Raw genomic sequence first — 18,987 nt, 5'->3', positions numbered from 1 at the left:
GGTTACTCGCGTGGTTGTCGTAGTCATCGGGAGAATTGACCCGACAGCGAACGGCGTCCTGACTCGGAGGTGAGCGTGTCCCACCCGATGACCGGTGGCGGCGTGGGCGGTTGGAGCATGCTCCGGTCGATGCGTAGTCAGGACGACATCGCCACGCACCGGCTCAAGCGCGGCGTCGCCCGCCGGATCGTGGCCTTCGCCCACCCCTACCGACGCGACATCGCGGTCTTCCTGCTCACCGTGATCATCGCCGCGGTGATCGGGGTGGCCACCCCGCTGCTGGCCGGTGACGTGATCGACACGATCACCCAGGGCGGTCCCGAGGCCGGGGCGGCGGTGGTCCGGCTGGCCCTGTTCATCGCCGCGCTCGCGGTCGCCGACGCCCTCCTGTCGCTGGCCCAACGGTGGTATTCGGCCCGCATCGGCGAAGGCATCATCCTCGACCTGCGCACCCGCGTCTACGACCACGTGCAGCGGATGCCGTTGCAGTTCTTCACCCGCACCCAGACGGGTGCGCTGGTCAGTCGGCTCAACAACGACGTGATAGGCGCGCAGCGGGCCTTCACCTCGACGTTGTCCGGCGTGGTCAGCAACGTGATCCAACTGGTCCTCACCGCCGCCGTGATGCTCACCCTCTCCTGGCAGATCACGGCGTTGTCGCTGGTGCTGTTGCCGGTCTTCATCATCCCGGCACGCCGGGTGGGTCGGCGGTTGGCCGAGATCACCCGCGAGTCGTACGACCTCGACGCCAAGATGAACGCGACGATGACCGAGCGGTTCGGGGTCGCCGGCGCGTTGCTGGTGAAGCTCTTCGGCCGACCCGACGCCGAGGCGGCCCGCTTCGCCGCGCGGGCCGAACGGGTCCGCGACATCGGCATCACCTCCGCGATGTACTCGCGGACCTTCTTCGTGGCCATGCTGCTGGTGGCCTCCCTGGCCCAGGCCCTCACCTACGGCCTCGGCGGTTGGCTCGCGGTCAGCGGCCAGGTCAGCGCCGGCACCGTGGTGACCCTGGCGCTGCTGCTCACCCGCCTCTACGGCCCGCTGACCGCGCTGAGCAACGTCCGGGTGGACGTGATGAGCGCGTTGGTGTCGTTCGACCGGGTCTTCGAGGTGCTCGACCTGGAACCGGGCATCAAGGAGCGGCCCGACGCGGTGCGGATCCCCGAGGGGGCGGGCAGCGTCGAGTTCCGCGACGTCCGGTTCCGCTACCCGAGCGCCGCGGAGATCTCGCTGGCCTCGCTGGAGGAGGTCGCCGCGCTGGATCGTACGGTCAACGAGCCGGTGCTCAAGGGGGTCTCGTTCAACGTCGAGCCGGGGCAGATGGTGGCGTTGGTCGGCCCCTCCGGTGCCGGCAAGTCCACCCTGTCCATGCTGATCTCCCGCATCTACGACGTCACCGACGGGCAGGTGCTGGTCGGTGGGGTCGACGTCCGCGACGCCCGGCTCGACTCGCTGCGCGACGAGATCGGTGTGGTCACCCAGGATTCGCACCTGTTCCACGAGACCATCGCGGAGAACCTGCGGTACGCCAAGCCGGACGCCACCGACGACGAGCTGTGGGCGGCCCTGGCCGGAGCGCAGGTCGCCGACCTGGTCAGGTCGCTGCCCGACGGGCTCGAAACCACCGTCGGTGAGCGCGGCTACCGCTTCTCCGGCGGCGAGAAGCAGCGCATCGCCATCGCCCGCCTGCTGCTCAAGGCGCCGTCGATCGTGATCCTCGACGAGGCGACCGCCCACCTGGATTCGGAGAGCGAGGCGGCGGTGCAACGGGCACTGGCGGTGGCGTTGACCGGGCGTACCGCCCTGGTGATCGCCCACCGGCTCTCCACCGTCCGCGACGCCGACCAGATCCTGGTCCTCGACGACGGTCGGATCGTGGAGCGGGGCCGACACGACGAGCTGGTCGCCGTCGGCGGTCTCTACGCCGAGCTGTACCGCACCCAGTTCGCGGTGGCCGACTCGCCCACTCCGTACGCCGACGCCACCGGCCCGGAGCCGGTGGTCATCCCCTCCCGGGAGTACATCGCCGACGAGGCGCTGCCACCCGCCGCCGCGAACTGAGAGGACGTCTGAGCGGCGGGGTCACCCGGGGACGGCCGCGCGGAGTTCGGCGAAGGCGGCACCGAGGGTCTGCGGGGTGTAGTGCGCGTTCAGCCCGCTGGGGTTCGGCAGCACCCACAGCCGGGCGTCGGCCAGCCGCTCCGGCTGCGGCCCGAACCGGGCCTTCGGCCGGGCGAAACCGATCCGGTACGCGGTGACGCCGACCACCGCGACCCAGCGTGGCCGGTACCGGGCCACCTTGTCGGTGAGCCGGCCCGCGCCGTCGACCAGTTCGGCGGCGGTCAACTCGTCGGCGCGGGCGCTGGCCCGGGCCACCATGTTGGTGATGCCGAGCCCGAACGTGGGTAGCTCGTCCTGCTCGCTGGGGTGCAGCAGGCGTGGGGTGAACCCACCTCGGTGCAGCGCCGGCCAGAACCGGTTGCCGGGGCGGGCGAAGTGCCAGCCGGTCGCCGCCGACCAGAGTCCCGGGTTGATGCCGACGAAGAGGACGTCCAGCCCGGTGGCGATGACGTCCGGGATGGTCCTGTCGGCCGCTGCGGCCAGATCCTCGCGGCTGGGGCGCGGGTACGGTCGGGGCGACACATGGCCCGGCTGGGTGGCCTGCCCCGACCTGCCGTGGAAAGTCTTCGGCCGGTGCGGCTTCGCGCTGCTCACAGGCCGCGCAGCGCGCCACCGTCGACCGGGATGGTGACGCCGGTGAGGTAGCTGGCCGCAGGGGAGAGCACGAAGGCGGCGACCCGACCGAACTCGGCGGGGTCACCGATGCGCCGCAGCGGGACGCCCGCCTCCGCCTCGGCCCGGGCGCGCTCGGGGTCACCGGTGGCGGCGAAGAGTTCCCGGTTGCGGTCGGTCAGGATCCGTCCCGGCAGCAGCCCGACCACCCGTACACCGCGCGGGCCGTACTCGTCGGCGACGTCCTTGGCGACGCCGGCCAGACCTGGCCGTAGTCCGTTGGAGATGCCCAGTCCGGGCACCGGCCCGCGCGCCGAGGTGGAGAGCACCAGCGCGATGGCACCGCCGTCGGGCAGCGCGGCGGCGACGGTACGTACCATCCGGACGCTGCCGAGGAAGACGGTTTCGAAGGACCGCCGCCACTGCTCGTCGTCGACCGACGCGGCGCTGCCGGCGGGTGGTCCACCGACGGAGACCAGGGCCCCGTCGACGCGGCCGAAGTGACGCCGCGCGGTGGCGAGCAGCTGGTCGGGTGTCGCCGGGTCGGCCAGGTCGGCGGTGACGCCGACGGCCCGGTCGGGGCCGCCGAGGCCGGCCACGGCGGACTCCACCGACTCGGCGTGTCGGGCCGACAGCACCACCCGGGCGCCATCGGCCACCAGGCACTGCGCGGTGGCGTAACCAAGCCCACGGGAGGCACCGGTGAGCACGTAGACCCGATCGGTCAGTCCGAGATCCATGCCGACGATCCTGCCCCAGCCCGTCCGGCGGGAAACAGCCCGGTGCGCTGGACCGCGCCGTTCAGGGACGGGCGGGGCGCAGCAGGCGTACCCGACCGGCGACCTGGACGGCGACCGCGCCGCCGGCCCGTCCGAGGGCGGGGAAGCGGCGGCGGCGCGGGGCCCGGTGTCCGTCGTAGCGGAACTCCGCTTCGCGTACGGCGAGTTCCTCGGCGCCGAGTGCCGGCAGGGCGGCGCGGGCGTGTAGCGCGCGGGCCAGGTCCCAGCCGTCCCGGAACCCGCCAGCGCCGGGTCGTCCGGCCGCCCACTCGGTGAACGCCGTGGGCCAGGCGGGGCCGAGCCCGGCGGCGAGCAGCGGCCAGTGCCGGGCCACCTCGCCAGCGCGCTTGCGTAGCAGCGCCAGGCGGGCGGCGGCCAGCGGGCCGGGTGCGAAGCCGGGCGGCGGCGGACCACCGGCCACCAGGGCCGCGACCAGTTCCGCCTGCCGTGCCGCGAGCGATCCGGTCGACTCGGCCGGTCCGTCCGGGGTCACGTCACCACCGGGAAACCGCAGGCGGTGGCGATGGCGTCCAGTTCGGTACGTAGCTCGGTCGCCGACGGGTAGTGCCCGTCACGCTCCAACAGCGCCGCCGGTGGACGGTGCCGGGAGCACAACTCGGCGAGCAGCGCCAACACCTCCTGCCCGATCGGGTCGGTGTGGGTGTCGTGGTAGAAACCGCCGCGCTCGGCACCACCCGCGACGTGTAGGTAGGCCACCCGTTCCAGGGGCAGGCGCTCCAGCAGCGCGACCGGGTCGGTGCCCCGGTTGCGGGCGTTGGCGTAGACGTTGGCCACGTCGAGCAGCAGCAGCGCTCCGGTGCGTTCCAGGATCTCGTTGAGAAACGCCGCCTCGTCGAGCTCGTCGTCCGGCCAGTCGAACAGGGCGGCGATCGGTTCCAGCGCGATCGGCACCGGCAGGCCCGCCTGGGCGCGGGCGATGTTGGCGCACACCGCGTCGACGGCCTCGTGGGTGCGGGGCAGCGGCAGCAGGTGACCCGCTTCCAGGCCGCCCGCCCGGACGAAGGCGATGTGTTCACTGACCAGGGGTGCCGCCAGCAGTTGCGCGACCGCCGCCAGGTGGGCGACCCGGGCTGGCTCGACCGGCTCCGCGCCGCCGAGGGAGAGCCGCACGCCGTGGGGTACCACGGTGACACCTCGGTCGCGTAGCTCGACCAGGCCGTCCGGCACTGGACCAGCGGTCGGCACCGACTCGGCGATCACCTCGACGAAGCGCAGGCCGGGTAGCTCGGCGACGAAGCCGGAGATCTCCGGGCGCCAGCCGATGCCCACACCGTGCGGGGTGTTCATCCGCCACAGCCTCCGCCACCGCAGCCGCCGCCGCCTCCGCAGCCCCCGCCGTCACCAGAGCCACCGGAGCCCGCGGTGCTGCCGCCGCCACACGAGGCGATGGAGCTGGTGCCCCCGGTCGCGATGTGGCGTTGGATCTCCGCCTGCTGGGCGAAGGCCGGGTCGAGCGACCAGAGCGAGGCGGTGCCGTAGAGGGCCACGGCCATGGCCGCTCCCGCCGCTCCGTAGGTGGCGTACGACGGGTTCGCGGCGGGGGAGAGGTGCCGGTTGCGTTGGCGTAGTGCGCGCAGCGCGGCTTCGGCTGCCCGGGTACGGCGGGGCGCCCGGACCAGCAGCACGATGGTCAGTACGGTGAGCGCCAGCACGGTGAGCACCAGGTACCCGACCGGGCGGTCGTTGGCGAGCCCGGCGACGATCCGGGCGACACCGACCGCCAGCAGGGCGACCAGCAGCAGCGGACCCTGACGCAGGGCGCTGCGCCGGTCCGGGCCGACCGCGAGACCGCGCTCGTCGAGCCCGTCGCGCAGCTCGACGAGGGCACGTTGGACCCACTCGGTGCGCCGCACGTCCCGGGCCCGGGTGCGCTGCGTCGCGGCGTAGTGGATGGCGCGGTCGAGTGGGGTGGGCGCGAGCGGCAGCGGTGCGTCGGCGCTCAGCCGGTGCTCCGTGTCGACACCGATCACACCCTGGCTGCGCAGGGTGGCCAGCGACGCCCAGACGGCGAAGTCGTCACCGCCGTTGAGGTAGGCGATCTGCTGCGGGCCCAACTGGTCGACGGGCGGGGCGGCCCGGCCACTCAACAACGACCGGCGGCGGACCAGCACGATGGCGACGGCGATCACCACGACCACCAGGTAGGCCCTGATGAAGGTGGGACCGGGGATTCCCCAGGTGTCGTAATCGACCGCGAAACCCATCATGGCCTGCTCCTGTCACGCGAGGGGACGCGGTCTCATTGTGGAGCGGCGATGCCAGCACCCGGCTGCCCGGGTAGCTGAGTTACCTTCTCGTTACCTGCCGACTCAGCGTCGGCGTACCGCCTCCTCGACCAGGTCGAGCACTGCGCCCAGGTCGCCGGCCGGGCGGCCCATCGCCAGGTGCAGGACCAGCCCGTCGTAGGCGAGTTCGAGGAATCGGGCCAGCACGTCGATGGGGACGTCCTCGCGGAGCACGCCGGCCTCCCGTTGCCGGGCCAGCCGGTCCCGGGTGGCCTCGGCGATGGCGGCCGAGCGTTGCGCCCAGCGGTCGGCGAAGGCCGGATCGGTACGCAGCCGCCGGGACACCTCCAACTGGCTGCCCAGCCACCCGGTGGTGTCCGGCGAGACCGCCCGGGCGAGCAGGTCGCGCATCACCTGGACGAGTCCGTTGCGGGCGACCGTCTCCACCATCGTCGCCGCGTCGTCCTCGGCGACGGCGAGGAAGAGGGAGTCCTTGTCCCGGAAGTGGTGGAAGATGGCTCCCCGGGAAAGCCCGGTGGCCTCCTCCAGGCGACGGACGGTCGCGCCCTCGTAGCCGTGCCGAGCGAAGCAGGCTCGCGCGGCGGCGAGAATCTCCTGTCGGCGGGCCTCGAGCTGATCCGGGCTTACTCTGGGCACATGTCGATCGTGTCAGGTCCCGCCCGCTGACGCAAACCGTACGTACGGCTTGGTGCCGGGTCGCCCGTCCGTGTGGCGTCTCCTCCCGTCCGACATCACCGCGTGACGTTCCGCCCTGTCGGCGAGGTACCCGATTCCCGTAAGGTGCCCGAGTGCCGCTGCTCCTGCTGGATCTGGACAACACCCTGCTCGATCGGGCCGGGCCGTTCCGCACCTGGGCAGAGCGCTTCCTCGACGGCATCGGAGCGCCACCGAGCGACATCGAATGGTTACTCTCCATTGATGCTGACGGATTGACTGATCGCTGGGACGTGGCGGACGCGATCCGCGACCGCTACCGGCTGCGGATCCCCTCCATCGACCTCGTGGAGGAGTTGCACGACGGGGTCGTCGAGTTCACCCGGCTGGACCCGTTGGTGGCGTGCGCCCTGCGGATCGCCGACGACGCCGGCTGGATGCCGGTGGTGGTGAGCAACGGCGCGGTCCGGCAGCAGGATGCCAAGATCCGCCGAACCGGACTCGATCGCTACATCGCCGACTGGGTGATCTCCGAGGAGGCCGGGGTCAGCAAGCCCAACCCCCGCATCTTCGCCCTCGCCGCCCAGCGGGCCCGGATGCCGTTGCGTGGTGCGTGGGTGGTCGGGGACGGCCCGGAGGCGGACATCGGCGGGGCCACGGCGGTCGGCCTGCCCAGCATCTGGTTGCACCGGGGGCGTCCCTGGACCGACGCCCGGTTCGCGCCCACGGCGACCGTGGACACGGTGATCGCCGCCATCGCAGAGATCATGGGTGCCTAGGCGCTAATTCGGTTGACCCGGTCGAAGGCGCCGACGAGTATGGGCCGCGCATCGTGCGTCCCGGGCGGGTGCCCGGTCGAGAGAGGAGGTCGGTCATGGCCGTCTTCGCAGGTCACGTCCTGTCTCCCCATACCTCGACCAAGGGATCACCAGCGCCATGCGCGACCACGATTTTCCGGCGCCCGAGCGCCGTACTCGCGGCGGACGCCGCTTCGACGACGACGAACCACGTTTCCTGAAGCGCGGCCGCCCGGCCGCCGCCTTCACCGAACCCGACGAGCCTGACCCGGGCAGCGACGAGAGCTGGTCCTCCTGGGACGAGGCGGTGCACGGGCCATTGCCGCACCCGGAGTGGCTGGTCACCGAGTTGGCCGCGAAGGACGTCGAACTCGGTGTGCTCAAGACCGGCAAGGAGGCCGACGTCCATCTGGTGCGCCGGGGCGTACCGGACACCGACCGGTTCTGCCTGCTCGCGGCGAAACGCTACCGGGATCCCCGCCACCGGCTCTTCCACCGCGACGCGGGGTACCTCGAAGGGCGCCGGGTGCGCCGCTCCCGCGAGATGCGGGCGATGACCGGCCGCACCGCGTTCGGTCGGCAGATGATCGCCGGGCAGTGGGCGGCGGCGGAGTTCGCGGCGCTGAGCCGGCTCTGGGAGATCGGTCAGCGCTACGGCACTATCACCGTGCCGTACCCTGTGCAGCTGCGGGGCACCGAGCTGATGCTGGAGTTCCTCGGCGACCCCGGCGAGGGCAGGGCCGCGCCCCGGCTGGCCGGGCTGCGCCCGGAGTCGGCCGAGCTGCTCGGGCTGTGGGAGCAGCTGATCGACGCCCTGGTCGTGCTGGCTCGGGCCGGGTACGCGCACGGCGACCTGTCGCCGTACAACCTGTTGGTGCACGAGGGGCGGCTGGTGTTGATCGACCTGCCGCAGGTGGTCGACGTGGTGGTGAACCCGCAGGGGCGGGAGTTCCTGGCCCGCGACGTCCGGATCGTCGCCCACTGGTTCGTCGCCCGGGGTCTGTCGGCGGACCGCGCCGACCCGACAGCGCTGACCGACCTGCTGTGCCGCGAGGCGGGTCTGGCCTGATCCGACGGGCTCCGGTTGCCGGTCAACGGTAGCTGGAGCCCGTCGGCGGTTCCTGCCCTGGGTGTGACCGCCGACCCCCGTCGTCCGGAGCTACTGGAGATACCGTTCGACCTCGGACACCGGGCGGGCGCCCTGCGCCTCGGGGTCGCCATGGGCCTGTCGGGCGGCGCGGCGGCGGCGCAGCAGGTCCCAGCACTGGTCGAGAGACTCCTCCAGCTCACGCAGGCGGGTACGGGCCTCGTCGTCGGTGCCCGCCTCGTGGGCTTGCGCCTGTGCCCGCAGCCGGTGCTCCTCGTCGACCAGATCCGAGATCCGGCTCAGGATGGTCTTGTCGTCCATGTCCTGAGCCTGGCACAGCGAGCCCGACCACGCCGGGCATTCCCGTCGGCGAATCCCACCGCAGTGCGCCCGTCCGTCCCGCCGGTGCCTGACCGGCCAGCGTGCCGGCTGTGCCGGTCCGGTTCCGCCCGGCGGGCCTGATCTGCGAGCGTGCCAGGCGGGCGGCTGTCCCGACCGGTCCGCGTGGGGTGGTCCGTGCGGGCCCGGCATCCGCCGGACGTCGGCGAGGTGACCTGCCCGGCATCCAGGGCCAGGGACGCGGTCGGCGCAGCGATGCGTACGGTCCGTGGTGGACGGCTCGCCGATAGTCGCTAGTGGACAGTGGGAATGTCGACAAAGAGGATTTCTCGTTGCGCGACTAGTGAGGAATGCCCGTACGATGTCATGCTCATTGCAACCGTGGCAGTTCGAAGAGTAGCGCCCCACGCCCCTGGGGCCATCACGTAGGAGCCGACCACTTCATGTCAGTCCAGAGCGGACACGCGGGATCCGTGCCCCTACGAACCGCGTCGGGTGTGGCGCCGTGACGGCTCCGATCGCCACCACCTCGACCCCGGCGGTTTCCGCCGTCGCCGACGCCGTGAGCGACCTGGTCGCCGAACTCGAACGGCAGCCACCCGGGCAGGTCAGCCCCTCGGTCTACGAGACGGGCCGACTCGTCGCCGACGCGCCGTGGCTCACCGGGCACGGCCGGCGACTGGCGTACCTGCTGGGGCAGCAGGGTGTCGACGGAGCCTGGGGCGCGGCCGGTGGGTACGCCCTGGTGCCGACGGCGAGCGCGGTGGAGGCGTTGCTGGCCGAACTGGTCCGCGCCGACCCGGCCGGGCCCGGCGCACCCACCCGGGCGGACCTGGTCCGGGCCGGCACGCGCGGACTGCTCGCCCTGGCGGGGCGGCTCGCCGCGGGCGGAGCCATGCCGGACACCCCGGCGGCGGACCTGATCGTGCCGGCCCTGGCGGCCAGGATCGACGCACACCTGACCCGGCTGCACCACGGCGACGACGCGTCGGCGAGCGAAATGCCCCGCGCGCTGCCCCCAGTTGACCGACGACGACTGAACACGGTCGACGCGCTGCTCGACACCGACCGCCCGGTTCCCGACAAGCTCTGGCACGCCTACGAGGTGCTGGGTCCGGCCGCCGCCGGCCGTACCGAGGTGAGTCCGGTGGCCGGGGCCGTGGGTGCCTCACCGGCGGCGACGGCGGCCTGGTTGGGTCACCGCCGCTCGGCGGATCGGTCCGCTCGGGCGTACCTCGACGAGGTGGTGTCCCGCCACGGCGGTCCGGTTCCCTGCTGCACGCCGATCACCGTCTTCGAGCGGTCCTGGACCCTGGCCACGCTGAGCCGGGTCGGCTTGCCGGCGCGGCCGTCGCCGGAGCTGATCGCCGAGCTGGTGGCCGCGCTCGGGCCGCGCGGCGCGGCGACCGGCCCCGGGCTGCCCGCCGACGCGGACACCACCTCGGCGACGCTGTACGCGCTCGCCCGGTTGGGGCGTCCGGTCGACCCGGTCAGCCTCGACCACTACGACCTCGGCAGCCACTTCTGCACCTGGCGGGGGGAGGACGGGCACTCGGTCACCACAAACGCGCACGTGCTGGAGGCGCTGGGCTGGCACTCCCGGCACACCGGGGACGGCGCGACCCGGTACGCACCCCGGGTGGCGGCACTCGCGGGCTGGCTCTGCGAGCGGCAGCAGCGCGACGGGCACTGGGCGGACCGGTGGCACGCCTCGCCGTACTACGCCACCTGTTGCGTGGTGCTGGCCCTGGCCCGGTACGCGCCGCCCGGGACGGCCACCGCATGCATCGACCGGGCCGTGGACTGGGTGCTGGCCACGCAGCGCGCCGACGGTGGCTGGGGGCGCTGGTCGAGCACGGCCGAGGAGACGGCGTACGCGGTGCACATCCTGCTCGGCCCGGGCCACCGGGACCGGCCCGAGGTGCCGTCCTCGGTGCGTCGGGCGCTGGCCCACCTGCCCGTCGAGACGACCGATCACCCCCCACTGTGGCATGACAAGGACCTGTACGCGCCGCTGCTCATCGTGCGGGCGGCGGTGCTGGCGGCCCGACACCTGGCGCTCGGTGTGGTCGCGCCGTCGGCGTACGCGGTGGGTGTCAGCGACTCGCGCGGGCATGATCACGATCGCTTGAGTTGATGGGTAGACGCTGTTAGGTTGCGCCGGGGTCGGTGTGCCGTGTGACGCACTCCTGACTGGCCGATCAACTAGCTCAGGGCCAGGGACGGTGTAATGGGTTCCCGCAGTTTCAGCCTGCGCACCAAGGTGGTGGCCCTGCTGACCTCGCTCGCGGCGCTCTGGGGCTTCGCCGCCTGGGTCACCGTCCCCGACGCTCTGAACCTGCTCGGCGTACGGCAACTCGACACCCGCGTGTTCGCACCCACCGAGCCGTTGCTGGCCCAGTTGCAGCTGGAACGGCGTACCTCGTTGGTCTACCTCGGACGCCCGCGTGCGACGCAGCGGGAGGAGCTGGCGAAGCTGCGCGAGCGTACCGACCGACTGGCCGCCGAGTTCGCCGAGTCGGCCGACAGCTGGCCGGTCGGCCTGTTCGGCGGCGACGCGCTGCACGACCGCATCGCGCGGCTCAAGCGACACCTCTCCGAACTGCCCGAGACGCGTACCGCCATCGACGAGCGCAACATCGGCCGTGGCGAGGCCGGCGCGGTGTTCACCGCGCTCATCGACTCGATCTACCAGGTGTACGACGAACTCGGCAACCTCGACGACGACCGGATCGTCGACGACACGGCCCAGCTGCACCGGCTCAACCGGGCCCGGGAGCTGCTGTCCCAGGAGGACGCCCTGCTGGCCGGGGTGCTCGCCGCAGGCCGGATCACCTCGGTCGAGCGGGCCGAGTTCACCCGGGTCGTCGGTGCGCGTCAGTTCGTCGCCGACCAGGCGATCGTCCGGTTACCCGAGGCCGATCAGCGCCGCTACGAGCAACTGGTCACCGGGTCGGCCTTCCGGCGGCTGGCCGACCTGGAGAACAGGGTCATGACCGGCAGCGGCACCTCCCGGGTGCCGTTGACCGCGTCGGAGTGGTCCGACGCCACCGGGGCGACGCTCGTCGAGATCGGCGACGTGGTGGTGGCCGCCGGAGACGACATCGTCAGCAACGCCACGCCGGTCGCGATCGGTGTCATCGTCCGACTGGTGCTCGTCGCCGGTCTCGGTCTGCTCGTGGTCATCGCCTCGGTGCTCGTCTCGATCACCACGGCACGGGACCTGAGACGGCAGTCGCGCCGACTGCGCGACGCCGCGTACCGGTTCGCCGACGAACGACTGCCGAGCGTGGCGGACCGGCTCGGGCGCGGCGAGCAGGTCGACACCGTCCCGGAGCCGCCGCCGAGCCTCGGCGACGGCGAGATCGCTGAGGTGGGCCGGGCCTTCGACGCGGTACGGACGGCCGCGGTCCGCACCGTGGCCGAACAGGTCGAGCTGCGTCGCACCACACGCGAGGTGTCGCTGAACCTGGCCCGGCGTACCCAGACCCTGGCGCACCGCCAGCTCACCCTGCTCGACTCGATGGAACGCCGCGAGCGGGACGCCGAGAAACTGGAGGACCTGTTCCGCGTCGACCACCTGGCCACCCGGATGCGCCGCCACGCGGAGAACCTGATCGTGCTCTCCGGCGCCACGCCCGGCCGGGCCTGGCGGCGTGGCGTCGCGATGCTGGACGTGATCCGTGGCGCGGTCGGCGAGGTCGAGGACTACAGCCGGGTCACCGTGCACCCGGTCGACGCGGTGGCGGTCGCCGGACGGGCTGTCGGTGACGTCATCCACCTGCTCGCCGAGTTGATCGAGAACGGGCTCTCGTTCTCCCCGTCGTACACCGGCGTCGAGGTACGCGGACAGGTGGTCGCCAACGGCTTCGCCGTCGAGATCGAGGACCGTGGACTGGGCATCCCCGAGGCGGAGCGGGCCGCCGCCAACCACCGCCTGCTGGACCGTGCCGAGCTGGGTCTGCCCGGCGAGTCCCGGCTCGGCCTCTACGTGGTGAGCCGGCTGGCCGCCCGGCACGACATCCGGGTCCGACTCAAGGAGTCCGCGTACGGCGGGACGACCGCCGTGGTGCTGCTCCCGAGCGACCTGCTCGTCGCCGACGGCGCCGAGCCGGACGGGACCGAGCCGGATGGCGGCGGCGACACCCGGGCCGAAACCCCGGCCGCCGCAGCGGAGCCGACGGCACCGACTGCCGCAGCGAACACCGCACCGGTGGACCTCGCTGACCCGGCAACGCCCACCGAGGGGCCAGAGCCCGACGTCGGGGCGTACCCCGCAGACGCCGACCGGGCCGGTCCGCAGGCTCCGCCCGTCGACGAGGCCGAGCTGCCGACCAGGTCGCGGCACCGTCCGGCGTACTCGTCGGCCCTGGACGGACCGACCGTCCCGATCGGACTTCCGCTGACCTCCCGCGCCGACTCCACTGTGGATCCGGGCGCCGGTGCGGTGGGCGAGACCGAGCTGAGCCGCACCGAGTCCGGCCTGCCGGTCCGGGTACGCCAGGCGAGCCTGGCCCCGGCGCTGCGGGCCGGGACCGAGGCGGTGGATGATGACGACGACGTGGTCCGCGAGCCCGAACGGGTGCGTCGCATGATGAGTTCGTACCAGACCGGCACCCGGCGGGGACGCTCCGACGCCGCTCGGCTGCTCGGTGCTGGCGGTCGGCCCGGGCTCGACGAAGGGCCCGACGACGCCGATCAACAGGGGACCTGATCGTCCTCTCCCGGTGAGCCGGGCGGGAACGGTCAGGTCCAAGTGAGCACGGCGATGAGCCGGGGGAGAAGAGGACGACGAAGTGGCGCAGAAGACGGCTTCGAGTGCCGACCTGACGTGGTTGCTGGATGACCTGGTTGGCCGGGTCAAGCAGGCCGAGCACGCGGTCGCCCTGTCCGCCGACGGTCTGCTGATGGCCTCGTCACAGGGGCTCAGCCGCGATGACGGTGAGCACCTGGCGGCGATGGCGGCCGGCATCCAGAGCCTGGCCCGGGGCGCTGGCAAGCGGTTCGGCGGTGGTCAGGTGCAGCAGACGATCATCGAGATGCAGTCGTCGTTCCTGTTCGTCACAGCCGCCGGTCGCAACGCCTGTCTGGCGGTGCTGGCCAGTGAGGACGCCGACGTCGGTCTGATCGCGTACGAGATGGCCATGCTGGTCACCCGGGTGGGCAAGCACGTCGCCTCGCCGTCCCGGTCAGCGGAGCAGACCCACGGGCGGAACTGAGGCCGATGACGGCGCAGTTGGATGCCGCCGAGCACCAGTGGGTGGATGACCACGCTGGTCCGGTGGTTCGCCCGTACGCGGTGACCGGCGGTCGGGCCCGCCCGGTCACCGGCACGTTCGACCTGATCTCCCTGGTGACGGCCACCCGCGCGGAGGTCGCCCCGGAGGTCGGTCTGGGCCCGGAGCACCTGGCGATCGTCGGCCTGTGCCAGCGGATGCGGTCCGTCGCCGAGATCGCGGCACACCTGGACCTGCCGGTGGGCACCGTGCGGGTCCTGCTCGGCGATCTGATGGCGCGCGGTCTGGTCCAGATCCGCGAGCCGCACACCACCGTCGGCCTATCCGATCACAGCATCTTCGAGGCGGTTATCAATGGACTACGGGCACTCTGAGCGGCCGGCGGGCACGGCCGCCCTGCCCACAGCGATCAAGATACTGGTCGCCGGTAGCTTCGGGGTGGGTAAGACCACCCTGGTCGGCGCGGTGAGCGAGACCCGTCCGCTGCGGACCGAGGAGGTGCTCACCGAATCGGGAGTGGGGATCGACGACCTGGCCGGCGTCGAGGCGAAGCAGACCACCACCGTCGCGATGGACTTCGGTCGGATCACCATCAGCGACGACCTGGTGCTGTACCTGTTCGGCACCCCGGGGCAGGACCGGTTCTGGTTCGTCTGGGACGAACTGGCCCTCGGCGCGATCGGCGCGGTGGTGCTCGCCGACACCCGCCGCCTGGCCGACTGTTTCCCCTCCATCGACTACTTCGAGGGCCGGGGGACGCCCTTCCTCGTCGCGGTCAACTGCTTCGACGGGGCCCGGCGGTACCAGCTCGACGAGGTGCAGGCGGCGCTGAACCTCGACCCGGGGGTGCCCGTGCTGCTCTGCGACGCTCGGCAGCGGGAGTCGGTCAAGGAGGTGCTCATCACGCTGGTGGAGCACGCCATGAAGGTCCGGTACGCCCGACGCGCCGACTGACCCGGCACCGCCCGCCACGAGCGAGGGCTCCCACCCCGGGCGGGGTGGGAGCCCTCAGGCCGTTCCGGTCAGCTGGCGATCATGCGACGCAGCACGAACTGCAGGATGCCGCCGTGCCGGTAGTAGTCCGCCTCACCCGGCGTGTCGATCCGCACCAACGCGTCGAACTCCACACCGCTGTCGGTGCTGACCTTCACCGTGCGCGGAGCGGCGCCGTCGTTGAGGGCGGTCACCCCGGTGATGGTGAACGTCTCGGTGCCGGTCAGCCCCAGCGACTCGGCGGTCTCCCCGGCGGGGAACTGCAACGGCAGCACGCCCATCCCGATCAGGTTGGAGCGGTGGATCCGCTCGTACGACTCGGCGATGACCGCCTTCACCCCGAGCAGCATGGTGCCCTTGGCCGCCCAGTCCCGCGAGGAACCGGAGCCGTACTCCTTGCCGGCCAGGATGACCAGCGGCACGTCGGCCGCCTGGTAGGCCATCGCGGCGTCGTAGATGGAGGTCTGCTCGCCGGTCAGGTGGTTGACCGTGAAGCCGCCCTCCACGCCCGGGACCAACTGGTTGCGCAGCCGGATGTTGGCGAAGGTGCCCCGGATCATCACCTCGTGGTTGCCCCGGCGGGAGCCGTACGAGTTGAACTCGTGGCGGGGCACGCCGTGCTCGGCGAGGTACTGCCCGGCGGGGGAGTCGGCCTTGATGGAACCGGCCGGCGAGATGTGGTCGGTGGTCACCGAGTCGCCGAGCTTGGCCAGCACCCGGGCACCGGCGATGTCGGTCACCGGAGCCGGCTGCTGCGCCATGCCCTCGAAGTACGGGGGCTTGCGGACGTAGGTGGAGTCACCGTCCCAGGCGAAGGTGTCGCCGGTCGGGGTCGGCAGGGACTGCCACCGCTCGTCACCGGCGAAGACGTCGGCGTACGCGGAGCTGAAGCCGGTCGCACCGATCGCGGAGGCGATGACGTCCTGGATCTCGGCGGTGCTCGGCCAGATGTCACGCAGGAAGACCGGGTTGCCCTCGCTGTCCTCGCCGAGCGGCTCGTTGGCCAGGTCGATGTCCATCGTGCCGGCCAGCGCGTACGCCACCACCAGCGGCGGGGACGCCAGGTAGTTCATCTTCACGTCCGGGTTGATCCGGCCCTCGAAGTTGCGGTTGCCGGAGAGCACCGAGACGACCGCCAGGTCGGCCTCGTTCACCGCGGCGGAGACCTCCTCCGGCAGCGGGCCGGAGTTGCCGATGCAGGTGGTGCAGCCGTAACCGACCAGGTGGAAGCCGAGCTTCTCCAGGTACGGCGTGAGACCGGCCCGCTCGTAGTAGTCCATGACGACCTTGGAGCCGGGCGCGAGGGTGGTCTTCACCCACGGCTTGCGGTTCAGGCCCTTGTCCACGGCGTTGCGGGCGAGCAGCGCCGCCCCGATCATCACCTGCGGGTTGGAGGTGTTGGTGCAGGAGGTGATGGCGGCGATCACCACCGCGCCGTGGTCCAGCTCGTAGCTGTTGCCGTCCTCACCGGTGACCCGGATCGGGTTGCTGGCCCGGCCGCCCGAGCCGACCGCGGCGGTCACCAGGTCACGCGGGGCGTCGGCCGGGTCGTTGACCCCGTTGGCGGGCGAGTCGCTGGCCGGGAAGGACTCGGCGCTGGCCTCGTCGGCCGGGCCGGCGGCGCCGAACGGCTTCTCCTGCGGCGGCACACCGGGCTTGCGCCCCGGGTCGCCACCGGTCTCGTCGGCCGTCACGTAGTCGGTCAGCGCCGCGCGGAACAGCGTCTTGGCGCTGCCCAGCGGCACCCGGTCCTGCGGGCGCTTCGGCCCGGCGAGGGACGGCTCGATGGTGCTCAGGTCGAGCTCCAGCCGCTCGGAGTAGACCGGCTCGGCGTTCGGGTCGTGCCAGAGACCCTGCTCCTTGGCGTACGCCTCGACCAGGGCGACCTGCTGCGGGTCGCGGCCGGTCAGCTCCAGGTAGCGGGTGGTCTCGGCGTCGATCGGGAAGATCGCGACGGTGGAGCCGTACTCCGGGGACATGTTGCCGATGGTGGCCCGGTTGGCCAGCGGCACGGAACCGACGCCGGGGCCGTAGAACTCGACGAACTTGCCGACCACACCGTGCTTGCGCAGCATCTCGGTGATGGTGAGGACCAGGTCGGTGGCGGTGGTGCCGGCCGGCATCTCGCCGGAGAGCTTGAAGCCGACGACCCGGGGGATCAGCATGCTGACCGGCTGACCCAGCATGGCGGCCTCGGCCTCGATGCCGCCGACGCCCCAGCCGAGCACGCCCAGGCCGTTGACCATCGTGGTGTGCGAGTCGGTGCCGACGACCGTGTCCGGGTACGCCTGGCCGTTGCGCTCCATCACGGTGCGGGCCAGGTACTCGATGTTGACCTGGTGCACGATGCCGGTGCCCGGCGGGACCACCTTGAACTCGTTGAACGCGCTCTGGCCCCACCGCAGGAACTGGTAGCGCTCCTTGTTGCGCGCGTACTCCAGCTCGACGTTGCGCTCGAAGGCGTCTTCGCGGCCGAACAGGTCGGCGATGACGGAGTGGTCGATGACCAGCTCGGCGGGGGCGAGGGGGTTCACCTTGGTCGGGTCGCCACCGAGGTCGCGGACGGCCTCGCGCATGGTGGCCAGGTCGACCACGCACGGTACGCCGGTGAAGTCCTGCATCAGCACCCGAGCCGGGGTGAACTGGATCTCGACGTTCGGGTCCGCGCTCGGGTCCCACGCGCCGAGCTGGCGGATGTGGTCGGCGGTGATGTTCGCGCCGTCCTCGGTCCGGAGCAGGTTCTCCAGGAGGATCTTCAGGCTGTAGGGGAGCCGTTCGTGCCCCTCCACTTGGCTGATTTTGAAAATCTCGTAGCTCGCGTCTCCGACGCGTAGCTGGGTCTTCGCACCGAAGGTGTCGAGGCTCGCCACGTCGTACTCCTTCACACCAGCGACCGTGAGTAGTCCTGAGCAGTCTTTCGCACCGGGCGGAGTGCCGCCGTGGTTAGGCCACACTTACCGCCGTTCCGCGCCGTCAATAAAACCGTACGTCCGTCTTGCTATCCACGCAACCCGGTGTCACGGTATGGACGGGAGGTGCCCCCGGCAACCGCCTGGAGTTCCTCACCCCGACCTGAACGCCGGGGGTACAGCCAGGCGGCAACATCGGTGATGTTGCTGCCTCGCCCGTGCCGTGACACGGCAACATCGGTGATGTTGTCGCATCCGGCGGTGCAGACGACGAAGGGCCGACCCCGGTGGGGTCGGCCCTTCGTGGTGTTCGGTCGGTCAGGAGGTGGCGTAGCCACGGGTGGCGATCCAGTTGGCCAGGTCCTTGGTGGTCATCCAGTAGGAGGCCTGGTTCGGGTCGGCCGAGTCGGCGATCTTCACCAGGTCGCCGTTGTCGCGGTAGCCCACGACGCTGATGTAGTGGCCGCCCTCGAAGCTGTGCACGACGCCGTCGGTGTCCGTGGCGGTGCCGGCGATGTTGGCGACGACCGCCCGACCGGCGTCCACCGTACGCACGACGTCCTCGCGCAGCTTCTCAATCTGCTTGGCGTCGGCCTTGGCGCCGGGGATCTCGACCGACTTGTAGACGTCCTTGCCGGTCTCCTTGTTCAGCACCGGGGTGATGTCGTTGATGGAGTCGGTGCCGGCCTCGGTGGTGCCCATCCGCTTGGCCATGTCGTGCTGGTCGATGTCCTTACCCTGCACGGACAGGGCGTTACGGGTGGCGGCGGGGCCGCAGTAGTAGAAGGTGTCCTGAGCCTGGTAGCGCACGTCGAGCTGGCGCTCGCCGCCGGGCTTGCGCTCGGCCTGCACCTGCACGACCGGCTTGGTCGCGGGGGCGGCCTGGGCGGCGATCGCGGGTCCGGCGATACCACCGGCGGTGGCGGCGGCAGCGGCGATGGTCAGAGCGGTCTTACGCAGGATGGTGGTAGCCATGATGATCTACACCTTTCGTCGGGGGTACGCGGCCGCTGCCCGCGATGGGGGATGCGGGTGGGCCTCGCGTGAAAGGGAGAAGACTTGCGTGGCGTCCGGGGTGGTCAACGCCGGGCGTGCCGGTGTCATTCCCCGGGGGCCGGGGCCTCGTGGTGAGGGGGGCGGCTCCGGCGTACGGGAAATGTAACGACCGGCGGTGGGGGGTCATTCCCGC

At 71.8% G+C, this 18,987-nt stretch carries 17 protein-coding genes; 8 read left to right on the top strand and 9 right to left on the bottom strand.

All coding sequences use genetic code 11. The features are described from left to right. Positions 1 to 87 precede the first annotated feature (87 nt). The gene (locus FF096_RS14810; protein WP_155218638.1) at positions 88 to 2,064 is read left to right on the top strand and encodes an ABC transporter ATP-binding protein; all 1,977 of its coding nucleotides are present in this window, start codon (positions 88 to 90) and stop codon (positions 2,062 to 2,064) included. A gap of 21 nt (positions 2,065 to 2,085) precedes the next feature. On the opposite strand, the gene mug is transcribed toward FF096_RS14810, so the two are convergent. The 6 genes from mug to FF096_RS14780 form a co-directional block, all read right to left on the bottom strand. Further along, a complete protein-coding gene (gene mug, locus FF096_RS14805; RefSeq protein WP_309223328.1) occupies positions 2,086 to 2,646 on the bottom strand; it encodes a G/U mismatch-specific DNA glycosylase in 561 nt (186 codons plus the stop codon). A 68-nt stretch (positions 2,647 to 2,714) separates the two neighbouring features. Beyond that, complete coding sequence (locus tag FF096_RS14800) at positions 2,715 to 3,476, bottom strand: SDR family oxidoreductase (RefSeq protein ID WP_155218417.1); 762 nt, start codon at positions 3,474 to 3,476, stop codon at positions 2,715 to 2,717. 61 nt (positions 3,477 to 3,537) lie between these two features. Beyond that, the gene (locus tag FF096_RS14795; RefSeq protein WP_309223327.1) at positions 3,538 to 4,008 is read right to left on the bottom strand and encodes a hypothetical protein; all 471 of its coding nucleotides are present in this window, start codon (positions 4,006 to 4,008) and stop codon (positions 3,538 to 3,540) included. Next, positions 4,005 to 4,823, bottom strand: a complete 819-nt coding sequence (locus FF096_RS14790) for a DUF692 domain-containing protein (RefSeq protein ID WP_155218413.1) — start codon at positions 4,821 to 4,823, stop codon at positions 4,005 to 4,007. Before FF096_RS14790 ends, FF096_RS14795 begins: the two co-directional genes overlap by 4 nt. Further along, entirely contained in the window at positions 4,820 to 5,743 is a 924-nt protein-coding gene (locus tag FF096_RS14785; RefSeq protein WP_155218411.1) for a TIGR04222 domain-containing membrane protein, read from the bottom strand. The genes FF096_RS14790 and FF096_RS14785 overlap by 4 nt, the downstream gene beginning before the upstream one ends. Before the next feature lie 102 nt (positions 5,744 to 5,845). Beyond that, positions 5,846 to 6,418 (bottom strand): helix-turn-helix domain-containing protein, encoded by a 573-nt coding sequence (locus FF096_RS14780; RefSeq protein ID WP_309223326.1) that lies wholly within the window; start codon positions 6,416 to 6,418, stop codon positions 5,846 to 5,848. 152 nt (positions 6,419 to 6,570) lie between these two features. Here FF096_RS14780 and FF096_RS14775 point away from each other — a divergent pair, with 152 nt between their 5' ends. After that, the gene (locus FF096_RS14775; protein ID WP_309223325.1) at positions 6,571 to 7,215 is read left to right on the top strand and encodes an HAD family hydrolase; all 645 of its coding nucleotides are present in this window, start codon (positions 6,571 to 6,573) and stop codon (positions 7,213 to 7,215) included. A 157-nt stretch (positions 7,216 to 7,372) separates the two neighbouring features. Next, positions 7,373 to 8,302, top strand: a complete 930-nt coding sequence (locus FF096_RS14770; RefSeq protein WP_155218409.1) for a serine protein kinase RIO — start codon at positions 7,373 to 7,375, stop codon at positions 8,300 to 8,302. A 90-nt stretch (positions 8,303 to 8,392) separates the two neighbouring features. On the opposite strand, the gene FF096_RS14765 is transcribed toward FF096_RS14770, so the two are convergent. After that, positions 8,393 to 8,641 (bottom strand): DUF2630 family protein, encoded by a 249-nt coding sequence (locus FF096_RS14765; RefSeq protein WP_155218407.1) that lies wholly within the window; start codon positions 8,639 to 8,641, stop codon positions 8,393 to 8,395. Positions 8,642 to 9,164: 523 nt separating this feature from the next. Between FF096_RS14765 and FF096_RS14760 the strand changes: the two genes are divergently transcribed. The 5 genes from FF096_RS14760 to FF096_RS14740 all read left to right on the top strand — a co-directional run bounded on the left by FF096_RS14760 (position 9,165) and on the right by FF096_RS14740 (position 14,850). Beyond that, positions 9,165 to 10,796, top strand: coding sequence for a prenyltransferase/squalene oxidase repeat-containing protein (locus FF096_RS14760; protein ID WP_309223324.1), 1,632 nt, complete (start codon positions 9,165 to 9,167; stop codon positions 10,794 to 10,796). Between the two features lie 93 nt (positions 10,797 to 10,889). Continuing rightward, complete coding sequence (locus FF096_RS14755) at positions 10,890 to 13,373, top strand: nitrate- and nitrite sensing domain-containing protein (RefSeq protein WP_155218405.1); 2,484 nt, start codon at positions 10,890 to 10,892, stop codon at positions 13,371 to 13,373. Positions 13,374 to 13,455: 82 nt separating this feature from the next. Next, positions 13,456 to 13,878 (top strand): roadblock/LC7 domain-containing protein, encoded by a 423-nt coding sequence (locus FF096_RS14750; RefSeq protein ID WP_309223323.1) that lies wholly within the window; start codon positions 13,456 to 13,458, stop codon positions 13,876 to 13,878. Positions 13,879 to 13,883: 5 nt separating this feature from the next. Next, positions 13,884 to 14,270: a DUF742 domain-containing protein gene (locus FF096_RS14745; RefSeq protein WP_155218403.1), complete on the top strand. Its 387-nt coding sequence runs from the start codon at positions 13,884 to 13,886 to the stop codon at positions 14,268 to 14,270. Next, complete coding sequence (locus FF096_RS14740) at positions 14,251 to 14,850, top strand: ATP/GTP-binding protein (protein WP_155218401.1); 600 nt, start codon at positions 14,251 to 14,253, stop codon at positions 14,848 to 14,850. Before FF096_RS14745 ends, FF096_RS14740 begins: the two co-directional genes overlap by 20 nt. Before the next feature lie 68 nt (positions 14,851 to 14,918). Here FF096_RS14740 and FF096_RS14735 read toward each other — a convergent pair whose 3' ends face one another. Next, complete coding sequence (locus FF096_RS14735) at positions 14,919 to 17,774, bottom strand: aconitate hydratase (RefSeq protein ID WP_309223322.1); 2,856 nt, start codon at positions 17,772 to 17,774, stop codon at positions 14,919 to 14,921. Positions 17,775 to 18,116: 342 nt separating this feature from the next. Further along, complete coding sequence (locus FF096_RS14730; protein ID WP_155218399.1) at positions 18,117 to 18,773, bottom strand: C39 family peptidase; 657 nt, start codon at positions 18,771 to 18,773, stop codon at positions 18,117 to 18,119. Positions 18,774 to 18,987: the final 214 nt, after the last annotated feature.

Source organism: Micromonospora sp. CP22 (genome assembly GCF_009712475.1).
Taxonomy (GTDB): domain Bacteria; phylum Actinomycetota; class Actinomycetes; order Mycobacteriales; family Micromonosporaceae; genus Micromonospora.
Note: the sequence above shows the minus strand (reverse complement) of the source record. Positions and strands in the feature narration are given on the sequence as shown.

Bases quoted from the DNA above. Each gene is read 5' to 3' on its own strand.
- FF096_RS14810 (WP_155218638.1), top strand. From the start codon at position 88: ATGACCGGTGGCGGCGTGGGCGGTTGGAGCATGCTCCGGTCGATGCGT.
- FF096_RS14800 (WP_155218417.1), bottom strand. From the start codon at position 3,476: ATGGATCTCGGACTGACCGATCGGGTCTACGTGCTCACCGGTGCCTCC.
- FF096_RS14790 (WP_155218413.1), bottom strand. From the start codon at position 4,823: ATGAACACCCCGCACGGTGTGGGCATCGGCTGGCGCCCGGAGATCTCC.
- FF096_RS14785 (WP_155218411.1), bottom strand. From the start codon at position 5,743: ATGATGGGTTTCGCGGTCGATTACGACACCTGGGGAATCCCCGGTCCC.
- FF096_RS14770 (WP_155218409.1), top strand. From the start codon at position 7,373: ATGCGCGACCACGATTTTCCGGCGCCCGAGCGCCGTACTCGCGGCGGA.
- FF096_RS14765 (WP_155218407.1), bottom strand. From the start codon at position 8,641: ATGGACGACAAGACCATCCTGAGCCGGATCTCGGATCTGGTCGACGAG.
- FF096_RS14755 (WP_155218405.1), top strand. From the start codon at position 10,890: ATGGGTTCCCGCAGTTTCAGCCTGCGCACCAAGGTGGTGGCCCTGCTG.
- FF096_RS14745 (WP_155218403.1), top strand. From the start codon at position 13,884: ATGACGGCGCAGTTGGATGCCGCCGAGCACCAGTGGGTGGATGACCAC.
- FF096_RS14740 (WP_155218401.1), top strand. From the start codon at position 14,251: ATGGACTACGGGCACTCTGAGCGGCCGGCGGGCACGGCCGCCCTGCCC.
- FF096_RS14730 (WP_155218399.1), bottom strand. From the start codon at position 18,773: ATGGCTACCACCATCCTGCGTAAGACCGCTCTGACCATCGCCGCTGCC.